Source organism: Catellatospora sichuanensis (assembly GCF_007483665.1).
Taxonomy (GTDB): Bacteria; Actinomycetota; Actinomycetes; order Mycobacteriales; family Micromonosporaceae; genus Catellatospora; species Catellatospora sichuanensis.
Genome location: NZ_VIQO01000034.1, coordinates 67,558 through 84,996 on the forward strand (window position 1 = coordinate 67,558; position 17,439 = coordinate 84,996).

The window sequence follows — 17,439 nt, forward strand, 5'->3', positions numbered from 1 at the left end:
TCGTCATACCCGGGAGCCATCCGCAGGTCGTACCGGGGTAGCGGGTAGCCGGTCGGCGGCTGTTCACCCGGCGTTGTCCTGATCAACTCCAGCCGGTCAGCCGTGCTCGGTACCAAGACCACGTCCACCCTTGGTTTGGAGCACCGATGTCATTCCCCACCCGGGCGATCGCGGGAGCCGGGGCCGCCGGCCTCGCCGCGACGCTCCTGCTCAGCGGCCCCACGCAGGCCGCCGACTCGCCGCAGACGTTCAGCCGCATAGCGACCTTCCCCGTCTACCTGAACACGTCGGCCGCCGACGCCGCGTCGGCCGAGATCTCCGCCGTCAGCGCCGACGGCCAGACCGTGATCTACACCGACGCCTCCGGCCACCGGATCGGCTTCGTGAACATCACCGACCCGGCCGCCCCGGCTCCCGCCGGCGTGCTCGGCCTGCCCGGCTCGCCGACCTCGGTCGCCGTCCTCGGTCAGTACGCCCTGGTCGCGGTCAGCACCGGCGCGGACTTCACCCACCCCGACGGCGAGCTGCTCGTCGTCGACGTGGCGACCCGTGCCGTGAAGCGCAGCATCGACCTGGGCGGCCAGCCCGACTCGGTCGCGGTGTCGCCCGACGGCAAGTACGTCGCGATCGCCATCGAGAACGAGCGCGACGAGGATGTCGACGACGGCGAGATCCCGCAGGCGCCCGCCGGTCGGCTGTCGGTCGTGGACATCAAGCCTGCCGTTGCCGACTGGGCGCTGCGCACCGTCGCGCTGACCGGCCTCGCCGAGGTCGCACCGACCGACCCGGAGCCTGAGTACGTCTCGATCAACAGCGCCGGCAAGGCCGTGGTCTCCCTGCAGGAGAACAACCACCTGGCCATCGTGGACCTGGCCACCGGCAAGGTCGACAAGCACTTCAGCGCCGGGCAGGTCGCCGTCTCCGCGGTCGACACCGCAGACGACGACCGGATCTCGCTGACCGGCAGCATCAACGCCCGCCGCGAACCTGACGGCGTGGTGTGGCTCGGCACCGACCGGTTCGCCACCGCCAACGAGGGCGACTACGAGGGCGGCTCGCGCGGCTGGACCGTCTTCGACACCAGCGGCAAGGTCGTCTTCGACGCGGGCGACAGCCTGGAGCACCTGGCCGTCACCCACGGCAGCTACCCCGACAAGCGCAGCGACGCCAAGGGCGTGGAGCCGGAGAACGTCGCCACGGGCGTGTTCGGCGGCAAGCCGTACCTGTTCGTCAACGCCGAGCGCGGCAACTTCACCGCCGTGTACGAGGTCGGCGACCCGGCCCGCCCGAAGTTCGTTCAGCTCATCCCGACCGCGAACGAGCCCGAGGGCGTCATCGCGGTGCCGTCGCGCGGCCTCGTCGTGATCTCCAGCGAGCTGGACGACCCGGGCAACGGGCTGCGCGGGGCGGTCACCATCGCGCAGTTCGGGCAGGCTCCGGCGTACCCGTCGCTGGTTTCGGCGAAGTCCGGCGACCTGCCGATCGCCTGGGGCGCACTGTCCGGCCTCACCCCGGCCGCGGGCGAGCCCGCCAAGCTGTGGGGCGTCAGCGACAGCGTGTACGCGCCGACTCGCCTGTTCGCCATCGACACCGCGGCCACCCCGGCCGTGATCACCAAGGACCTGACCGTCACCAAGGACGGCAAGGGGGTCGCGCTGGACGCGGAGGGCCTGGCCACCCGGCCCGGCGGCGGCTTCTGGCTGGCCGTCGAGGGCGCCAAGGGCCCGGAGAACAAGCTGGTCCGCATCGACGCCGCGGGCGCCGTGCAGCAGGAGGTGCCGCTGCCGGCCGACGTCACCGCCAAGCTCGGCAGCAACGGCCTGGAGGGTGTCGCGGTCACCGGCTCCGGCGCGACCGAGACCGTATGGGTCGCCGTGCAGCGTGAGCTGACCGACGAGAAGGGCGCCGCCCGCATCGGCCGCTACCGGGTCACCGAGGGCGACTGGGCGTGGCTGGGCTACCCGCTCGACGCCGCGCCCACCGGTGCGTGGGTCGGCCTGTCCGAGCTGGTGGCGCTCGACGCGGACACGTTCGCGGTGATCGAGCGCGACAACCAGCGCGGTGAGCTGGCCAAACTCAAGAAGGTGTACACCTTCGACGTGCCCGCCACGCTCGGCGCCGGGGTCAACCCGGTGACCAAGAAGCTCGCCGTCGACGTGCTGCCCGCGCTGCGGGCCGGCCGCGGCTGGACCCAGGACAAGCTGGAGGGCCTGACCGTCGGCGGGGACGGGAACGTGTACGCCGTCACCGACAACGACGGCATCGACGACGCCACCGGCGAGACCGTGTTCCTGCGGCTCGGCAAGGCGAACGCGGTGTTCCCGGGCGTGTTCCCGCCCGCGGACGGCGGCGAAGGCGGCGGCCTGCCCGTCACCGGCGCCAAGGTCACCACGATCGTCGCGGCCGGCATTCTGGTGCTGGCCCTGGGCGCGGGCCTGTTCCGGCTGGCCCGTCGGCGTCGCCCGGCGGTCTGAGTGAGCCGAGGGGGTTGCGGCGTCTGACGGTCCGCAACCCCCTCACCGGCGATCAGGAGTGGTCCGGGCATACCGGGCCGGGTTCGCCGACCACTGAGGTCAGTGGCGCTCAGGAGTCCCGCAGCATCGCGTCGGCCACCCCCGGAGCGACCCGGCGGATCACGCGGAACGGCCGCGCCCGCCCCACGGCGATCACCGGCACGCGGCGCGCGATCCCGTGCAGGATCTGCCGCGCGGCCTGGTCGGCGGGCATCGCGCCGTCGTTTCGCCCGGCCGTCATCGGCGTGGCGACCAGCGGCATCAGAGCCTCCTGCACGGTCACCCCGGCGTCCGCGTCGTCCCACTGGTAGCGCAGCGCCCGGAGGAACACGCCGAGCCCGGCCTTGCCGGCGCAGTACACCGGCGCGCTCTTTTTCGGGGAGTAGGCCAGTGCCGAGGTGAGCGCAGTGAAGACGCCGCGCGACCGGCGCAGGTGCGGCCAGGCCGCGCCGGCCAGCACGACCGGTCCGACGAGGTTGGTGTGCACTTCGTTGAGCACATCCGCGCTGTCGGTGGCGGCCCAGCCTCCGGTGAAGGACTGGCGGTGCTGTACTGCGGCGTTGGCGACGACGACGTCGAGCCCGCCGAGGGTGGCGGCGGCGTCGGCGACGAGCGCGGCGGTGCGGCCGGGGTCGGCCAGGTCGGTGACCCAGCCGGTGACGCCGGGGTGCCGGGTGGCCTCGGTGAGCCGGTCGGGGTCGCGGCCGCAGGTTGCGACGAGCGCGCCCTGCTCGGCGAGCAGGCGGACCAGGTGCGCGCCGATGCCGCTGGTGCCTCCGGTGACGAGGACGCGTCTGCGGTGGAAGGTCATACCGGAAGACTGGCCGAAGGCGCGGCCGGATCGCTTGTACGATTCCGCCATGCAGGTCCGGGTTCCCGCGCACGAGCGGACCGTGCACCCCGACCTGGCCAGGGCGGCGCTGCTCGGCGCACGTCGGCACGGCCCGAGCCCGGCTGCCGATGCGGTGGCCCGGTGGCAGGCGGCGGCCGAGCCGGTGCCGGAACGGCTGCACCACGCTCTGCTGGCGGAACTGACCGGCCATGGCTGGCAGGCGCTGCGCGGGGCGGCCGAGCACCTGCTGGACCGCCCGCGCGAGGGCGACATCGCGGAGGTCATCGAGCGCGGCTCGGTGTCCGAGCTCGCTGCTCGGCTGCCTGAACTGCAGTTGCGCTTCCACGTGGGCCACACCACGGACCTGAGACTGGAGCCCGGCCGGCTCGTCGTGTCGCACCGAGCGCTGCTGGGCGGCGTGCCGAACCCGGCGGAGAGCCTGTTCACCGCGGCGATCCACGAGGTGGTGCTGGGCGCGTGCGCGGGCCGGCGACCGGCGGTGACGGTGCGGTTCGCCGACGGCAGCACCGTGACCGGTGCCCGGCCGGGGGAGCGGAGCCTGACCGGGCGGGGGAAGGTCGAAGGGTGGACTATCGACCTGTCGACGACGCAGGAGGCAGCCGTATCGCCGGTGGCCGCCGTACGCGACATGATCGCGGCGGACCCGGCGCGGCGCTGGCGGCTGGACGCGGCGGCCGCGCGGTCGGGCGTGTCCACCCGGAGCCTGCAGCGGATGCTGGCCGAGCAGGGCACGGGCTTCCGGGCGGTGGTGTCTGGCACCCGGCTGGGCGTGGCCCGCGGCCTGGTCCAGCGCACCGACCTGGGGCTTGCGGAGATCGCGGCGGCCTGCGGGTTCACCGATCATGCGCACCTGACCCGGTGCTTCACGGCCCGGCACGGGGTGCCCCCGTCCGCCATGCGCGCACAGGTCACTGCACACGGAGTGTGATCAGATCGTCTCTCCTGGTCGACGGATCGATGGTGTGGGATCACAGCGGGCGCCGATTTCTTGGCAATAGGCCCTCTGAACTGGCAATCTTGCCGCCGTGCAGGCAGAGCAGCTGGCCGACTTCACCTGGGCCTTCGACGTCGTTCACCCGGACGCCGAGCGGCGGCGGGCCGCGATCGAGCGCGAGCGGGGCTACCAGGACGACTGGGCCCGCCTGCACTCCTGGTCGCGCATCGTGCGCCCCCGCTCGGGTGACACCGCCGAGCGGCCGGACCCGCGACTGGTCGCCGAGCACGACCAGACCGAGGCCGCCAAACGCGACGTACACGCCCGGATGTTCGCCGCCCCGATCTGGCACTACCTGGCTGCGCAGACCGCCGGGGAGCGCGCGCCGTTCGTCCGGTTCGCCGTGCTCTACCTGCGCTGGGAGACCGACTACCCGCAAGAGTGGGCCGAGCACGCCCGGAGCTGGCAGGCCAAGCGGCACATCCTGCGGGCGCTGGCCGCCGACGGACCGACCGTGGAGGCCCACGGCGATCTGCTCGGACTGGTGGCGGCCGCGATCGGGCGCGAGCACCGGTGCGAGGACCTCGGCTACCTCAAGATCGCCCGCACGCTGCACGAGCCCTCGCTGCGCGTGATCATCGAGTCGGCCGAGCGGAGCCTCGACGGCCTGGTCCGGCTGCGTGCCGGCTACCTGCGCTGGTCCCTGGACAACCCGGCCGCCCCGGTCACCCCCGCGTCCTGGCGGCGCTGGCTGCGCAGCTGACCCACGACTGCCAGCCAGGCGAGCTGCCCCGTCACCGTCACCGTCAGCGCGAGGCCGAACGCGGCGGCGGCGCCCCACCTGTCGAGCAGTACGGCGACCACGAAACAGAAGACCGCGAAGCCGACCAGCCCGGCCAGCACGCCGCGCAGGGTGCGCACCGTCTCCGCCGAACCGTGCCGGGCCAGCACGAAGGCCGCCACCACGCTGGTCGCGATCGGGAACGGGGCCAGCACCCCGGTCATCGCCGGCCCGAGCGCGCTCGACAACGTGGTCACCAGCACCACCAGGCTCGCGGTCGCGACGGCCCGGCCGGGCAGATCCCACCACGGCCAGGCGGTCGCCGGGCGTCCGCCGGGCTCGGCCGCCTCCGGCGGCAGCGTGCGGGACCCGGCGCCGATCGCGGCCAGCGCCAGCAGAAGGCCGCACCAGGCAGGCACCCTCACCTGCGCGACAGCCACATCCGCGAGCAGGCAGGCCGCCCAGGCGACCGCAAGCGCGCCGACCCAGCGCATACTTCGCGAGCACCAGGCGAACACGACCGCGAACAGCGCGAGCGTCACCAGGCCCAGCAGTGCGGACGACGCCGCCGCGGCCCCGAACGCCGTGCCGTGCTCCAGGCAGGTGATCAGCAGGATCGGGCCCGCCACGATCGGCAGCGTCACCAGCACCCCCGTGACCTGCGCCCCCCACCGCCGCCCGGCCAGCGACGAGCCGACGACCAGTGCGGGAGCGAGCAAGAGCTTCAGGAGCAGCGTCACCGGCACAATCTAGCCGCACCCGAAACCTTTCGGACCATGGGGGCATCCCGCAGCGGAGCATCTGAACTGCTTGGACAAATGCTCGAAGCCGTTGCGCGGCAATGTGTACGACATCTTGCCGAAATGGTTTTCGTAGGACATCGTCGATGCGCCGGACACGTCGCTCTCACCGCCCCGTCCTGAGAAAGGCGAAACATGTCCGCACTGTCCCGCCGTACCGTGCTGCGTGCAGGCGCCGTCGGCGCCGCGGCCGCGGCTGTCGCCGGCAGCCTGCCCGCGGCACCCGCCCACGCCGCCCGCACCGACATCGGTGTGTCGGTCTACCCGTTCCCGCTCGGCGCGGTCACGCTGCTGTCCGGTCCGTTCCTGGCCAACACCGGCCGCACCCAGAGCTACCTGAGCTTCCTCGACGCCGACCGGCTGCTGCACATGTTCCGGCTCACCTACGGCCTCAGCTCATCGGCGACCGCGTGCGGCGGCTGGGAGTCGCCCACCACCGAGCTGCGCGGGCACTCGATGGGCCACGTGCTCACCGGCCTGGCTCAGGCGTACGCCAGCACGGGCACGGCGAGCTTCAAGACCAAGGGCGACTACCTCGTGGCGCAGCTGGCGATCTGCCAGGCCCGCGCGACGACGGCCGGCTACAACGCCGGCTACCTGTCGGCGTTCCCGGAGAGCTTCATCGACCGCGTCGAGGCCCGCCAGCAGGTATGGGCTCCGTACTACACGCTCCACAAGATCATGGCTGGGCTGCTGGACATGCACCTGCTCGCCGGGAACGCGCAGGCGCTGACCGTGCTCACCGCGATGGCGTCGTGGGTGAAGTTCCGCAACGACCGGCTCACCCAGACCCAGCGGCAGAACATGCTCGACACCGAGTTCGGCGGCATGAACGAGGTACTGACCAACCTGTACCAGCTCAGCTCGAACACCGCGCACCTCACCGCCGCGCAGCACTTCGACCACGCCGAGGTCTTCGACCCCCTGGCCGCCAACACCGACGCGCTGAACAACTACCACGCCAACACGCAGATCCCCAAGGCCATCGGGGCGATCCGCGAGTACCACGCCACCGGCACCACCCGCTACCTCGACATCGCCCGCAACTTCTGGGACATCGTGGTCAGCCGCCACACGTACGCCATCGGCGCCAACTCCAACGGCGAATACTTCAAGGCCCCGAACCGGATCGCCAGCGAACTCTCCGACAGCACCGCCGAGTGCTGCAACACCTACAACATGCTCAAGCTGAGCCGGCAGCTGTTCTTCACCAACCCGGCCCGCGCCGACTACATGGACTACTACGAGAAGGCGCTCTACAACCACCTGCTCGGCGCGCAGGACCCGAACTCCTCGCACGGCTTCCACAGCTACTACATCCCGCTGCGGGCCGGCGGCATCAAGACCTACAGCAACGACTACAACAGCTTCTCCTGCTGCCACGGCACAGGCATGGAGACCAACACCAAGCTCGGCGACACCATCTACTTCCACTCCGGCGACAACCTGTACGTCAACCTGTTCATCGCCTCGCAGCTGAACTGGGCCGCCAAGGGCGTCACGGTCCGGCAGGACACCACGTTCCCGGAGGCGCCGTCCAGCAAGCTGACCATCACCGCGGGCTCGGGCACGTTCGCGATGCGCATCCGGGTGCCCGCCTGGGCCACCGGCGCGACGATCCGGGTCAACGGCACGGTGCAGAGCGGGGTCACCCCGGGGTCGTACGCCGTCGTCAACCGCACCTGGGCCACCGGCGACGTCGTCGACGTCGCGCTGCCGATGGCGCTGGTGCGCGAGGCCACCCCGGACAGCGCCACCACGCAGGCGGTCAAGTACGGCCCGATCGTGCTGGCCGGGGCGTACGGCAGCACCAACCTGTCCGCCCTGCCCACCCTCACCGCGTCGTCGATCACCGCGACGGCGACACCGCTGCAGTTCACCGCGTCGGCATCCACCGGATCGGTGACCCTGTTGCCGTTCTACAAGGTCCACGGCCAGCGCTACACCGTCTACTGGAACGTCACCACGACCAACCCGCTGCCCGCGTTCGTGGCGCACTACCTGTTCAACGAGTCCTCGGGCACCGCCGCGGCCGACGCCACCGGCAACGGAAGGACCGCGACGACGGCCGGGGGAGCGACCTGGGTCGCCGGTCGCACCGGCAACGCGGTCAACCTCAGCGGCAGTTCGCAGTATGTGTCGCTGCCGTCGGGCATCCTCGCCGGGGCGAGCGCGTTCAGCATCGCGACCTGGGTACGCCTGGACGCGGTCACGAACTGGGCGCGCCTGTTCGACTTCGGCACCGGCACCACGGCGAACATGTTCCTGGTCCCGAGCAGCAGCTCCGGCACGGCCCGGTTCGCCATCACGACGTCGGGGTCCGGCGGCGAGCAGCGCATCAACGCCCCGTCCGCGCTGCCCACGGGCGTGTGGACGCACGTCGCGGTCACCGTCGGCGCAGGCGTCGGCATCCTGTACGTCAACGGGGCCGAGGTGGCCCGCAACGCGGCGATGACACTGACCCCGGCGTCGCTGGGCAGCACCACGCAGAACTGGATCGGGCGGTCGCAGTACAGCGACCCGTACCTGGACGGAGCCGTGGACTCGTTCCGCGTCTACAGCCGGGTGCTGACGGCGTCCGAGGTCAGCGGCTTCCACTCGTCGGGTCAGTGAACCGCGCGGGCCGGGGGAGGCATGACGTGCCCCCGGCCCGCACCCTGACCTGTGGAACTGAAGATCTGTCAGCGGTCCCACGTAACGTGATGTCCTATGCGGACCCCCTCCATCCGCGACGACCACCCGCGCCGTGACGAACCCGGCCGCTCGCCGACGTCGCCCGCGCGCCCGGTGCACCTGTGTGGGACCTGGCTCGCGGTCAGCACCGGCGACCAGGCCGCCGTGCTGACCGCGCTGGACCTGTCCGATCCGGTGCCGGTCACCATGCGGCAGGGGGAGTCCGCGTGGAACCGCGACCACCACTCGTGGGACACCGACCGCCACCGCCGTCACGCCAGGATGTACGTCAGCCCGGTGCTCGACGGCTGGACCCTGGTGTTCGGCGAGCTGCCCGGCACGGCGCACCTCGCCGAGGGATCGTGGGCGCGCGACGTGCAGGACCTGTGCACGCGGCTCAGCGCCCGGTTCGGCGCGGCCCACCTCTACGGCATGAGCTGCGGCGATCCGTGGACCATGTGGTGCCTGGCCGAGGCGGGAACGGTGCAGCGCTACTACGAGACCGGGAGGGTCGAGCGAATCGGGTCCCACCCGGCCGAGGACGGCTACCGGCTGCCCGACGAGGACGAGGACCTGCCGCCGGAGGCGTTCGCCGGGATCGATCCGGCCGACGTCGACGCCGTCATGGCCCGCCGGGCCGAACTGTACGAGCGGCAAACGCTGCCGGAGGTCTGCTACGCCACCGACATCGCCGCACTGACGTCGGTCGACCCCAGCACGTTCGGCGCGCACACCCGCTTGTCCGGGCAGGGTGTGCTGGCGCTGACCGCCCTCGGTCGCGCCCCGGCCCCGTGATCGGCCGCACGCCGTCCGCGTGGCCGACTGGGCCGGGCCGCCCGGTCCGTGTACCGTCTCCGCCCGTGATCACGTCCGACGAGGTGCTGGCGCAGCTGGACCGCGCCGCGAAGGGGTTCGACTTCCCGGACCTTGAGCACGGCTACTACCACGCGATCGACGGCCGCCTGCACGCGTTCCGCGACGAGAAGCGCTGGGCCCTGGTGATCGAGCTCGTCGGCTACAACCCGCGCGCCGGCAACGTCATCGACGTGCTGCACTGCTTCGGCAACTGCCTGACCGAGGGAGCGCCCGGCTACGGGCACGGCGACTTCCTGGCCCGGGTCGACAACATGTACCAGCTGGAGGACCACGATCGGCCCGAGCAACTGCGCGGCGGCCGCCCGCCGGTCGTGGTCCGCGGGCAGGTGCTGGAGGTCGACGCGACCGAGGGCGAGCCGCTGGAGGACGTGTTCCGGCGGCTCGTGCCCGAGCACCGCGACCTGCTGCTGGCCGACGACGACGAGCTGCGCCACCGGCTGCCCGCCGACCTGCCGCGGATCATGTTGCTGGAGGAGTGGTGGCACCGCGACCCGGGCCGCCACGACCAGCTGCCCAGCGAGACCGAGACGTTTGCGCAGCTGGCGCAGGTGTTCGCCACCGGCGACCTGACGGCCTACCGGCCCACGCACGCGCCGAACACGCACTGGTCGTGCTGGCCGGAGTCCGGCTGGCTCTGACGCCGTTCCGGCAGCCGTCGTCGTCCGGTGATCGGATGATTCGACCGGGATCTCGATTGCGAATTTGTTCAGCGGCGATACAAAATGCGGCACGTGATCCGCAAACCCGGCCCATGGCCGTCGCTCCTGCTGCTCAGTTCGGCCGTCTTCATCTCGGTGACCACCGAGCTCACGCCGACCGGCCTGCTGCTCGGCATGAGCCGTGACATGGCGGTGTCGGAGTCCCAGTTGGGGCTGCTGGTCACCGGGTACGCGTTGATGGTGGCGCTGTTCGCGGCCCCGCTGGGCACGCTGACCGCCCGCATGCCGCGCAAGGCGCTGCTGGTCGCGTCGCTGGCCGCGTACACCGCCAGCAACGCGGTCATGGTGGTGGCCCCGAACTATCCCGTGGCGTTCGCCGCGCGGCTGCTCGGCGGGATCACGCACGGGCTGTTCTGGGCGGTGGTCAGCGGCTTCGCGGCCCGGCTGGTCACCCCCGACCGGATCGGGCGGGCGGTCACCGTCGTCTCCGCGGGCGGCAGCATGGCGGTGCTGATCGGCCTGCCCGCCGGTACCAGCCTCGGCACCGCGGTCGGGTGGCGGGCCACCTTCGCCGCGCTGACCGGAGTCGCGGTCGTGCTGACACTGCTGGCGTGGTGGCTGCTGCCCGAGGTGCCCGGCAGCACCGCCGTGGTGCGCGCCCGGATGCGCGACGTGCTGCGGGTGCCGGACTTCTCGCCGATCGTCGCCATGACCGCGGTGACCATGCTGGGTACCTACATGATGATCACGTACACCGCTCCGCTGCTGCATCGCGCCGGAATCAGCGAGACCGGGATCGCACCGGTGCTGCTGGCCAACGGAATCGCCGGCACACTCATGCTGCCGATCGCCGGCTGGGTCGCCGACCGTCGGCTGCGGGCGGGCATCGTCACGGCGGTCGGCGTGCTGCTCGGTGGGCTGGTGCTGCTCTGGCTGAACGGCACCGCGGCCTGGGCGGCGGTGACCGCGGTGATCGTGTTCGGGTGCGGCATGGGCCTGCTGCCGATCTTCATGCAGGCCGCCACGCTGCGGGTCGCGCCCGACCACACCGAGCAGGCCTCCGGCATCAACGCCAGCGCGTACAACGTGGGGGTCGCCGCCGGGGCGCTGACGGGCGCGTTCGCGCTGGACGCATGGGGGCTGGCCGCGATCCCGCCGCTCGGGGCGCTGCTGGTCGCCGCAGGCATGGCGGTCTACCTGGCCGGCACCGCGCCCGCCCGAGTCCAGCCGGAACGGACGTAGCCGCCGCCTAACCGGGCCCGCGAACTCGTCGCCCTGTACCAGCGCATGTCCTCGGCGACCCTGTTCGACGGCGCCTGGCGGCTGTCCCCGGCCTACTGGCACCGCCAGGGGAGTCTCGACGGGGGCCTCACCGTGACACCGGTCTTCGACCTGCCCGACGGGCGCAGCATCTGCTGGGTGCACCGGTGGCGGGAGCAGGTGAGCCACTGGGCGGTGTGCCGCGTCGCGGAGGTGATCACCGAGGCCGGCCACGGGATCAGCGTCCGCAACCACGAGTTCGCCGACGACCCGGCCGAGGTCTGGCTGTACGGCACGAGCCTGGCGACGCTGCTCGAAGTCGCCCTCGACAACGGCGGTGACATCGTCTCCCTGCGCAGCGGCCGGCTCGCCGACCTGCTCCATTCGCGACCGGCCGGCGAGTCGTGAGGACTCCGGGCCACCAGCGGCGACTCGTCGTGTGGTCGCAGATGACGAGGTCAAGCGGCTTGTAACAGGTCGGCGACGAGATGGATGCCCTCATGGATGGCGTCCGTGGTGAGGTTGCCGAAGCCGAGCACGAGTTGCGGTGCGCGGGTTCGCGACGTCATGCGGTAGCTGCTCATGCCGTGGAGGCCGACGGATCGACGTCGGGCTGCCGCGACGATGACCTGTTCGTCGGCGTCGGGCGGCAGCTGGGCGACGGCGTGGAAGCCGGCGGCCAGACCCAGCAGCTCGATGCCGGGGGCGTGCGTCCGCAGCGCTTCCACCAGGGCTGCGCGGCGCGCGGCGTAGCGGCGGCGCATGTGGCGCAGGTGCCGGTCGTACGTGCCGCTTCGCAGCAGCTCGGCGAGGGCGAGTTGGTCGATGACGGGTGAACCGCGGTCGGCGAGCTGTTTGTGCCTGGCGACCGCGGCCGACAGGTGCGGGGGTGTCAGCGCCCAGCCGAGCCGCAGGGCGGGTGCGAGTGACTTGCTGACCGAGCCGAGCAGCGCCACGTGGTCCGGTGCGAGGCCTTGGACGGCGCCGACCGGCTCGCGGTCGTACCGGAACTCCGCGTCGTAGTCGTCCTCGATGATGGTCGCGTTTCGGGCTGCCGCCCAGGCGACGAGGGCGTGTCGTCGTTCAGGGGTCAGCACGACGCCGGTGGGGGACTGGTGCGCGGGGGTGAGGATCACGGCACGCGCGTCGGTCGCCGCGAGCGCCTCGACGTCGATGCCCTGGTCGTCGACGGGTATGGCGATGACGTCCAGCCCTACCGTCTTCCCGATCGGGTAGTGGTCGGGATCGCCGGGATCCTCCACGGCCACTGTCCGGACACCGTCGTCGGCGAGTGCGCGCAGGAGCAGTTGCAGCCCTTGCGCGTACCCGGCGCAGACGACCGTCTGGCTGGGGTGCGCAGCGGCGCCCCGGACCCGTCGTAGATAGGCGGCGAGCACCTCACGCAGCATTTGTGCGCCGTAAGGGTCGGCGTAGCCGAGCACTTCGGTCGGCGCCTGTTGGCAGGCGCGGCGTACCGCGCGGCCCCAGTCTTCGCGGGGAAAGCTGGACAGGTCGGGCACGGCGGGCCGGAAGTCGATGCGAACCGGTTCGGGGTCGGTGGTCCACACCGAACGGTTCCGTGACGGGCCGGCGGTGACTGCCACGCGGGTGGCCGAGCCGGGCGAGGTGACCAGGTAGCCCTCGGCTCGCAGCTGTGCGTAGCACTCGGTGACCAGGCCGCGGGAGAGGCCGAGGTCGGCGGCCAGCACGCGGGACGAGGGCAGCCGTTCCCCGCTGCCCAGCCGACCGGTTCGGACGGCCTCCCGAAGCGCGCGTTCGAGCTGGTCGCGCAGCGGCTCCGGACTGCTGCGGTCGATGGGCAGCGGCAGGTCCGGTCCGGAACCGGTCCATTCAACGGGCATGAAACTGGACCTTACTGCTAAACCAGAGGGAACCTACTGTTCCTGCATGGCTCATCCTTCGCCGGCCGAGCAGGCGACCACGATCGTCCCGCCGCTGCTGACCCCGCCCATGGTGCGGCTGTTGGTGGCGTCGCTCGGCGCACTCGGTAGTTTCTACCTGCTGATTCCGGTCGTGCCGGCCTTCGTCGCCGGGACCGGCGGCGGCGGGATGGGCGCGGGCCTGTGCACCGGGGTCCTGATGCTCGGCACGGTGTTGGCCGAGTTGGCCGCACCGTCCCTCATCACCAGGCACGGCTACCGGACCGTGGTAGCGCTGGCTCTGCTGCTGCTCGGAGCGCCCGCTGCCCTGCTTCCGGCGTCGTCGTGGCCGCCCGTGGTGCTCGGGGTGTGCCTGCTACGGGGTGCCGGGGCCGGGATGGTGTTTGTCGCCGGCGCCGCCCTGGTGGCCGAACTCGCGCCGGACGTTCGCCGCGCCGAGGTGCTCGGTGTCTATGGCGCGGCAGTCGGAATCCCCTCGATCGTGTGCCTGCCGTCCGGGGTGTGGCTGGGCACGCACGTCGGTTTCGCACCCGTCTTCCTCACCGCCGCGGCTTTGGCGTTGCTGTCGCTGTGGGCCGTGCGGGGTCTGCCCGCCCGATCGGCCCGAGTCGAGCCGTCGCCGGTCAAGGTATCGCGGCGCGCCGGCGAGGTGGGCGGTTCGGCCCGGCCGGCAGTGGTCTTCGCCGCCGTCGCCCTGGTGGCCGGGGTGCTGTTGACGTTCCTTCCGCTCAGTCTCGCTGCTGCTCCTGGCCTGGCGGCGGTGGCGCTGCTGGTACAGGCGTGCATCACACCGCTGGCCCGCTGGGCGGCCGGCCGGTATGGCGACAGGTACGGAGGCAGCCTGCTCCTGCCCGCGGTCGTGGCGGTCGTAGCCGGGACCGCCGGGCTCGCCTGCGCGCACGGTCCGTTGGCGGTGATCGCCGGCGTCACCCTGTTCGGCGCCGGATTCGGCGCGGCGCAGAACGTGACGCTGGCCCTGATGTTCGCCGACGTGTCGGGGCCCGGTTATGCGCGAGCGAGCATGCTGTGGAATCTCGCCTACGACGCCGGCATGGGGGTGGGAGCCGTCGGTTTCGGGCTGTTGGTCGCTTCGACCGGTTACCCGGCCGGATTCGCGCTGACCGCCGCCGTTCTGCTTCCCGTCCTCGTGCCCGCGTGGCGCGAGCGGCGACGCTTCCCCGCCCACCCGGCATGACCCGGCAACGAACCTTGAAGAGGACACGGCACTAGAATCGGCGGATGGTGCGACATCTGCTGGTGCCGGGACGCGGCATTCCCCGACCGGAGCACTGGCAGCAGCGCTGGGCCGACGCGAACCCCGAATACCGGTGGGCGCCTCACCCGCCCGGCCCGCCGTTCACCGTGCATGAGCGGGTGGCCGCGCTGCACGAGGCCATCATTGCCGACACGGTGCCGGCGGTCCTGATAGCGCACAGCGCCGGGTGCATCACCACGGTCACCTGGGCCGCTCGCCACGTCGGCCCGGTGCGCGCCGCGCTGCTGGTCACGCCGCCCTACATCGACCCACTGTGGTCACCGGGCCCCGACCGCCCGGGCGATTCCGTCTTCGGGACCGTGCCCCGCGAGCCGCTGCCGTTCCGCACGATCCTGGTTGCCAGCCACACCGATCCCTACACGACGTTCGCACAGTTCGAGCAGTACGCCGCGGACTGGGGCGCGGAGCTGTACGACGCGGGCGACGCCGGCCACATCGAGACGGCCGACGGCTACGGCCCCTGGCCGGACGGCGAGCGGCTGGTCGCCGCCCTCGGTACGGGGCCGGGCGCAGCCGGTACCGTGGCTTCGTGACGATCATCTTTGTGCCGTACCACCTCGACGAACGACTGCCCGATCACGACTTCCCGCTGCCGGACGGCCACACCGTCAGGACGGTGACCGAGCAGCTTCCCGACGGGGACGTCTGGGCCCGGCTCGGCCACCTCTACGAGCCGGTGGCGTGGCAGGTCGCCCATTGCGTGCAGTCCGGCGAGACGCCGACGGTCGTGTCCGGTGACTGCACCGTGTCCCTGGGCACGATGGCGGGCCTGCAGCAGGCGGGCGTGGACGCCGGCATCGTCTGGTTCGACGCGCACGGAGACGTGCAGACGCTGGAGACGACCGCGTCGGGCTATGCGGGCGGCATGCCGCTGCGGATCCTCGTCGGCTACCGGCCCGAGCTGATCTCCCAGCGGCTGGGCCTGCGCCCACTGGCGGAGGACCGGGCGCTGCTCGTGGACGCCCGTGACCTGGACCAGCCGGAGGCCGACTACCTGGCCACCGCGGCCGTACGCCGGTGCGGCGTCGACGACCTGGACGCGGCGATGCTGCCGCCCGGCCCGCTGGTGCTCCACGTCGACCTGGACGTGATCGATGCCGGAGAGCTGCCGGACCTGCGTTTCCCGGTGTCCGGCGGCCCGACGGCGTCGGCGGTGGTGGCGGCGGCGCGGCGCGTGCTGGACACCGGCCGCGTCGCCGCCGTCGACATCGCCTGCACCTGGCACCCCGGTCGGCTGGACCCGCACGGCGTCCGCGCCGGCCTGCTGTCCGCGCTGACCGCGAGCTAGCAGCCGGGAACCGGAGCGGCGAACAGGCTCCGGTGCGAGTCCGGGGCTGCCGCTCGCTCGGGACGGGAGGCAGCCCCTGGACTCGTCAGCCCTCGACGGCCGCCGCGTCGGACGGCACTGAATCACCCTGCGGGCGGTGGCGATGCCACGGGGTGAAGACGACGATGCCCGCGCAGGCGATCAGTCCGACCACGATCACGCTCGCGGCGAGCGGGTTGGCGATCTGGTTGGCCAGCGGATACATGAGGTCGGCGGCGAGCAGCATGCTGTCGGTGTCCGGATCCGGCACCATGCTCAGCACGTTGTCGACCGTGTTCGCCGCGCACGCGTACAGGGCGGGGATTCCGAAGAGGAGGACCAGCATCCGGTCCTCACGCGGGGTGCGCGTGAAGCGGTGGGTCAGCCACGTCATCACCGGCCAGGACACGACCAGCCCGAGGACGAACCCGGCGATCGCCGCGCTGAGCACCCCACCGGGCTCCACCCGATGAACGGCGATGACCACCGCTGACCGCCCATCGCTTTCGCGGTCCTCTGACAGTCGCAGCAGGAGGCCGTCGCGGGACGCCCAGAACATGCCGCAGGCGCAGTCGTCCGGCTGGGCGAAGGCGCCGGTCTGCCAGCCGTCGTCTGCCAGACGCCGGTGCGCCTCGGTCAGGACGCCATGCGCCGCGTCGACCTTCGGGTAGATGCGGGTGTGGCCGCCCGGCACCGGTCTCACCCCGGGCAGGTCCTCCGCCGCGAGAGTCTGGAACTGTCCCCACGCCTTGTACGTGTAGGCCATGTGGAGGGGATCCGTCTCGCCGAAACTGACCCGTCCGGGCGGTCGGCCGACGAGGCTGTCGCTCCGTGTGATGGTCTCGGGATTGTCGAGTGCGGGCTGCTCAGCCGCTGGAGATCCCCAGGCGGCATAGGCGCCGACGCCGCTGAGTACGACGGCCGTCCAGAGCGCGGCGACGCCTGCCGCGATCTTGCCGGCCAGTCCGGGTGGCACCAGCCGCAACCTGAGCCCCGACAGGATCAGATGGGTCGTCTCGCCGAGGGTCGCCCGAACCTGTCCCGGCTTGGCCGCGTCCAGCAGCGTGGTGAGGATCTCCAGCCCTCGTTCGTGCCGGTAGAAGCGAGGATAGGCCAGCAGCAGGCGGCGGTAGGAGCGTTCGAGTTCGGCCTGCTCAGGCATGCTGCACCCCCACGCCGAAGCCGAACGCCTCGCGCAGGCGGGTCGCGGCGACGCTCGCGTCCGACCGCATGCGCTCCACCGCGGCCTCCAGGGCTGCGCGGCCGTCATCGGACAGCACGTAGTAGCGGCGCAACCGCCCGGCGACGGCCTCCTCCCGGTCCACCACGATCAGGCCGGTGGAGGTGAGCCGGTCCAGCGCGGCGTACAGCGTGCCGGCCTTCAGGATGATCCGCCCACTGGACAGCTGCTCGACGGCCTGCATGACGCCGTATCCGTGCAATGGGGAGCGGATCAGGGCCGTCAGGATGAAGAACGTGGGTTCCTGCATCGTCATGCCAGCAATATAGACGATCTGTATATACAGTCAATCTGTATAGGGCCGGGCGACGGGCACCCGGCCCTGCCCGCCCGCGCGGGCCGCAGCGCGTGGCAGGTCGGCGTGGTC

General features: G+C 71.9%; 16 protein-coding genes. 11 read left to right on the forward strand and 5 right to left on the reverse strand.

All coding sequences use genetic code 11. From position 1 onward, the window contains the following. The first annotated feature begins 146 nt into the window (after nt 1-146). Entirely contained in the window at nt 147-2,474 is a 2,328-nt protein-coding gene (locus FLL47_RS36895) for an esterase-like activity of phytase family protein (protein WP_144127301.1), read from the forward strand. A 109-nt stretch (nt 2,475-2,583) separates the two neighbouring features. On the opposite strand, the gene FLL47_RS43350 is transcribed toward FLL47_RS36895, so the two are convergent. Then, nucleotides 2,584-3,324: an SDR family NAD(P)-dependent oxidoreductase gene (locus FLL47_RS43350; RefSeq protein ID WP_186316134.1), complete on the reverse strand. Its 741-nt coding sequence runs from the start codon at nt 3,322-3,324 to the stop codon at nt 2,584-2,586. A gap of 49 nt (nt 3,325-3,373) precedes the next feature. Between FLL47_RS43350 and FLL47_RS43355 the strand changes: the two genes are divergently transcribed. Further along, entirely contained in the window at nt 3,374-4,294 is a 921-nt protein-coding gene (locus tag FLL47_RS43355; protein WP_186316135.1) for an AraC family transcriptional regulator, read from the forward strand. A gap of 97 nt (nt 4,295-4,391) precedes the next feature. Then, a complete protein-coding gene (locus tag FLL47_RS36905; protein WP_144127303.1) occupies nt 4,392-5,063 on the forward strand; it encodes a hypothetical protein in 672 nt (223 codons plus the stop codon). On the opposite strand, the gene FLL47_RS36910 is transcribed toward FLL47_RS36905, so the two are convergent. After that, nucleotides 4,988-5,821 carry a hypothetical protein gene (locus FLL47_RS36910; RefSeq protein WP_144127304.1) on the reverse strand — a complete coding sequence of 278 codons (834 nt, stop codon included), beginning with the start codon at nt 5,819-5,821 and terminating at the stop codon, nt 4,988-4,990. The genes FLL47_RS36905 and FLL47_RS36910 overlap by 76 nt on opposite strands. A gap of 195 nt (nt 5,822-6,016) precedes the next feature. On the opposite strand from FLL47_RS36910, the gene FLL47_RS36915 reads away from it, so the two are divergent. The 5 genes from FLL47_RS36915 (at nt 6,017) to FLL47_RS36935 (ending at nt 11,757) form a co-directional block, all read left to right on the forward strand. Then, nucleotides 6,017-8,494 (forward strand): glycoside hydrolase family 127 protein, encoded by a 2,478-nt coding sequence (locus tag FLL47_RS36915; protein WP_144127305.1) that lies wholly within the window; start codon nt 6,017-6,019, stop codon nt 8,492-8,494. Nucleotides 8,495-8,590: 96 nt separating this feature from the next. After that, nucleotides 8,591-9,349, forward strand: coding sequence for a hypothetical protein (locus FLL47_RS36920; protein ID WP_144127306.1), 759 nt, complete (start codon nt 8,591-8,593; stop codon nt 9,347-9,349). Between the two features lie 65 nt (nt 9,350-9,414). Next, complete coding sequence (locus FLL47_RS36925) at nt 9,415-10,068, forward strand: DUF7003 family protein (RefSeq protein WP_246159144.1); 654 nt, start codon at nt 9,415-9,417, stop codon at nt 10,066-10,068. Nucleotides 10,069-10,161: 93 nt separating this feature from the next. Further along, nucleotides 10,162-11,331, forward strand: coding sequence for an MFS transporter (locus FLL47_RS36930; protein ID WP_186316136.1), 1,170 nt, complete (start codon nt 10,162-10,164; stop codon nt 11,329-11,331). A gap of 45 nt (nt 11,332-11,376) precedes the next feature. Next, complete coding sequence (locus FLL47_RS36935) at nt 11,377-11,757, forward strand: hypothetical protein (RefSeq protein WP_144127308.1); 381 nt, start codon at nt 11,377-11,379, stop codon at nt 11,755-11,757. Between the two features lie 50 nt (nt 11,758-11,807). On the opposite strand, the gene pdxR is transcribed toward FLL47_RS36935, so the two are convergent. Continuing rightward, nucleotides 11,808-13,211, reverse strand: coding sequence for a MocR-like pyridoxine biosynthesis transcription factor PdxR (pdxR, locus tag FLL47_RS36940; RefSeq protein ID WP_144127309.1), 1,404 nt, complete (start codon nt 13,209-13,211; stop codon nt 11,808-11,810). Nucleotides 13,212-13,257: 46 nt separating this feature from the next. Between pdxR and FLL47_RS36945 the strand changes: the two genes are divergently transcribed. From FLL47_RS36945 to FLL47_RS36955, 3 genes are read left to right on the forward strand one after another with little or no spacing between them, the layout of a single operon-like run. Continuing rightward, nucleotides 13,258-14,445 carry an MFS transporter gene (locus FLL47_RS36945; protein ID WP_144127310.1) on the forward strand — a complete coding sequence of 396 codons (1,188 nt, stop codon included), beginning with the start codon at nt 13,258-13,260 and terminating at the stop codon, nt 14,443-14,445. Between the two features lie 44 nt (nt 14,446-14,489). After that, a complete protein-coding gene (locus FLL47_RS36950) occupies nt 14,490-15,059 on the forward strand; it encodes an RBBP9/YdeN family alpha/beta hydrolase (protein WP_144127311.1) in 570 nt (189 codons plus the stop codon). After that, nucleotides 15,056-15,814 (forward strand): arginase family protein, encoded by a 759-nt coding sequence (locus FLL47_RS36955; protein ID WP_222106373.1) that lies wholly within the window; start codon nt 15,056-15,058, stop codon nt 15,812-15,814. The genes FLL47_RS36950 and FLL47_RS36955 overlap by 4 nt, the downstream gene beginning before the upstream one ends. An 85-nt stretch (nt 15,815-15,899) precedes the next feature. Here the strand turns inward: FLL47_RS36955 and FLL47_RS36960 are convergent, their stop codons facing one another. Further along, nucleotides 15,900-16,994, reverse strand: a complete 1,095-nt coding sequence (locus FLL47_RS36960) for a hypothetical protein (RefSeq protein ID WP_144127312.1) — start codon at nt 16,992-16,994, stop codon at nt 15,900-15,902. Further along, entirely contained in the window at nt 16,987-17,328 is a 342-nt protein-coding gene (locus FLL47_RS36965) for a PadR family transcriptional regulator (protein ID WP_342780391.1), read from the reverse strand. Before FLL47_RS36965 ends, FLL47_RS36960 begins: the two co-directional genes overlap by 8 nt. Between the last annotated feature and the right edge of the window lie 111 nt (nt 17,329-17,439).

What these genes read in the sequence shown, in the direction of transcription:
- FLL47_RS36895 (WP_144127301.1), top strand. Translation starts at nt 147, where the DNA reads ATGTCATTCCCCACCCGGGCGATCGCGGGAGCCGGGGCCGCCGGCCTC.
- FLL47_RS43350 (WP_186316134.1), bottom strand. Translation starts at nt 3,324, where the DNA reads ATGACCTTCCACCGCAGACGCGTCCTCGTCACCGGAGGCACCAGCGGC.
- FLL47_RS43355 (WP_186316135.1), top strand. Translation starts at nt 3,374, where the DNA reads ATGCAGGTCCGGGTTCCCGCGCACGAGCGGACCGTGCACCCCGACCTG.
- FLL47_RS36915 (WP_144127305.1), top strand. Translation starts at nt 6,017, where the DNA reads ATGTCCGCACTGTCCCGCCGTACCGTGCTGCGTGCAGGCGCCGTCGGC.
- FLL47_RS36920 (WP_144127306.1), top strand. Translation starts at nt 8,591, where the DNA reads ATGCGGACCCCCTCCATCCGCGACGACCACCCGCGCCGTGACGAACCC.
- FLL47_RS36935 (WP_144127308.1), top strand. Translation starts at nt 11,377, where the DNA reads ATGTCCTCGGCGACCCTGTTCGACGGCGCCTGGCGGCTGTCCCCGGCC.
- pdxR (WP_144127309.1), bottom strand. Translation starts at nt 13,211, where the DNA reads ATGCCCGTTGAATGGACCGGTTCCGGACCGGACCTGCCGCTGCCCATC.
- FLL47_RS36945 (WP_144127310.1), top strand. Translation starts at nt 13,258, where the DNA reads ATGGCTCATCCTTCGCCGGCCGAGCAGGCGACCACGATCGTCCCGCCG.
- FLL47_RS36950 (WP_144127311.1), top strand. Translation starts at nt 14,490, where the DNA reads ATGGTGCGACATCTGCTGGTGCCGGGACGCGGCATTCCCCGACCGGAG.
- FLL47_RS36960 (WP_144127312.1), bottom strand. Translation starts at nt 16,994, where the DNA reads ATGCCTGAGCAGGCCGAACTCGAACGCTCCTACCGCCGCCTGCTGCTG.
- FLL47_RS36965 (WP_342780391.1), bottom strand. Translation starts at nt 17,328, where the DNA reads ATGACGATGCAGGAACCCACGTTCTTCATCCTGACGGCCCTGATCCGC.